Origin of the sequence: Streptococcus sp. HMSC10E12, from assembly GCF_001807855.1 — a bacterium.
In the GTDB taxonomy this organism is placed as follows: domain Bacteria; phylum Bacillota; class Bacilli; order Lactobacillales; family Streptococcaceae; genus Streptococcus; species Streptococcus salivarius.
Genome location: NZ_KV791087.1, coordinates 1 through 2,305, shown reverse-complemented (window position 1 = coordinate 2,305; position 2,305 = coordinate 1). Strand labels below are relative to the sequence as shown.

Annotated in this window: 1 protein-coding gene; it reads left to right on the top strand. The window is 38.2% G+C overall.

The annotated features are described in order from the left end of the window. Positions 1-2,207 (top strand): choline-binding protein (locus HMPREF3112_RS03310; RefSeq protein ID WP_256262649.1); only part of this gene is annotated, 2,207 nt, incomplete at its 5' end. Positions 2,208-2,305: the final 98 nt, after the last annotated feature.

The following is a 2,305-nucleotide window of genomic DNA, read 5'->3' as shown; positions in this document are numbered from 1 at the left end:
GCAAGGATTACTACTACGATAAAGATAATGGGCGAAAGGTAACTGATACAAGTATTGAAGTAGACGGTAAAACTTATTTAGCAGATGCTGATGGCATCCTAACCGAAAAAACGCAACTACCTACCCAGGTCGTGACCGGTGGTCATTTCCAATCTGACAACCAAAAAGATTGGTATTACTACACTGCTAATGGTGAGAAACTGACTGGTTGGCAAAATGTTGATGGTGTCATCCTTTATTTTGATAAAGAAGGTAAACAAGTCAAAGGACAAAAACAAGAAATCGACGGCAAGCACTACTATTTTGCCTATCATAATGGTGCCTTAATGACTAATCAATGGTATGAACATATCATCTTTAATGGTTATAGGACCAATCCAATGTATACGCACCTCTTTGAATATCTAGGAGAGGACGGTGCTCCCGTTACAGGTTGGCATACAATCGATAACAAACGCTACTACTTCCAATCAGACGGCCTGAGAGCTCAAAATGATGTCGTAACCATTGAGGGGAAGAGATATTTGTTTGATTATGATGGTCAATTGGTTAAGAACACGTATGGAATCGTTGAGAGACCTTCTATGTTTTTCTCTAGTAAAACAACTTACCATACTGATGCTGATGGCGTCATTCAAACCGGTAGACAATTAATTGATGGTAAGGAATACATTTTTTCTGAAAATGGGGTTGTCCTAAACGGAATTATCACTTTTGAAAATAAAGATTATTTTGTCATTAATAGTGTAGTCCAAAAAAATAGCCTTAAAGCCTACTTTGCACCTGTTGTCTATCACAATGAAGGTATTTTTAATGGGATCTATGGCACTGATGAAAACGGAATTGTCTTAAAAGGATTCCAACGAGGTATTGATGGTCAACTCCACTACTTTCAACCAGAAGTAAAAAGTGTCACTAAGCCTTCATGGGAGGAAATCAATGGGCAACGTTACCGCTTGACAGATGGAGATTACGTCGAACCTACTGCTGGTATGCGTCCTACAATTATTGTCTCTAATACAACTTTGAAAGTTGATGACAAAGTCTATTCCTTTGATGACAAGGGAATCTCAACTGAAGTTACACCTAAAAATCAGTTTATTCGCGACGACTTTTGGAACTGGTACTACTACGACAAAGATGGGAAACTCCTAACAGGTCGTCAAACCATTGATGGTGTCCAACTCTACTTTGATAAAGATGGCAAGCAAGCCAAAGGAACTTTGGTTGACATCGATGGGGATACCTACTACTTCGATAAAGATAGCGGAGCTTTATGGACTAACCGTACCATTGAGCTTGGTGGTGTTACCTATAACATTGATGAAGAAGGACATGTCACATCATCTCTACGCAACACCTTTGTTCAGGACAAGGATGGCGATTGGACTTATCTCAAAGATAAGGGGCAATTAGCTACTGGCTGGCAAACCATTAACGGTGTCCAACTCTACTTTGATGGCAGTGGTAAGCAAATAAAAGGTAAGCGTATCCTTATAGATGGGAAGTACTACTATTTCGCTGAAAACAATGGTGAACTCCTCCGTAATGCATTCTATCCGTACAATTACTATTCTAAGCTCTACTTTGGCAATGATGGAGCTCAAGTTTTTGGCTGGTATACACTAGATAATCACCGTGTTTACTTTAAGGAAAATGGTCTTCAAGCTAAAGAAGAGTTGCTTCTAATTGACGGAAATTATTATTACTTCACTCGAGATGGGCAACTCCTAGTTGATGGTTCAGCTAAATTATTTGGTGAAATATATCTTGCCGATTCAGAAGGAAAACTATTAACCGGGTGGAGAGAAATTGACGGTAAGACTTATTACCTAGATCCAAGCAACCAATATCGCTATATCAATAAAACAGAAACCATAGATGGAAAGACCTATCTTTTCGGTTCTTACGCAGAATTATTACGTAATGAAACTAAATCCGGTTACATTTCAGACGAAAATGGAATCGTTCGAACAGGATTCTACCGCACTGATAAAGGCTATCTCTGCTATCTTGAGCCTCAGATAATATCTTACTACCAACCAACTTGGAAGGAAATTGACGGTAAGCTCTATCACTTTGAAAAATCAACCTCATTAGGGAAAGATTTGTACGGTTCTCCAATCACAACCAAAGCAACACTAGAAAAAGATGGCAAAACTTATGTCATTGATGAAAATGGTGTAGCGACTGAGAAAATGAATTAAAGTGAAGAACAAGATATTTCTTCCACTTTAAGAAAACTTTAGGCTTTGCTTTTTATACTATAAGCATCCTAAAACTTTTCTTTTTCATAATCTCCTAA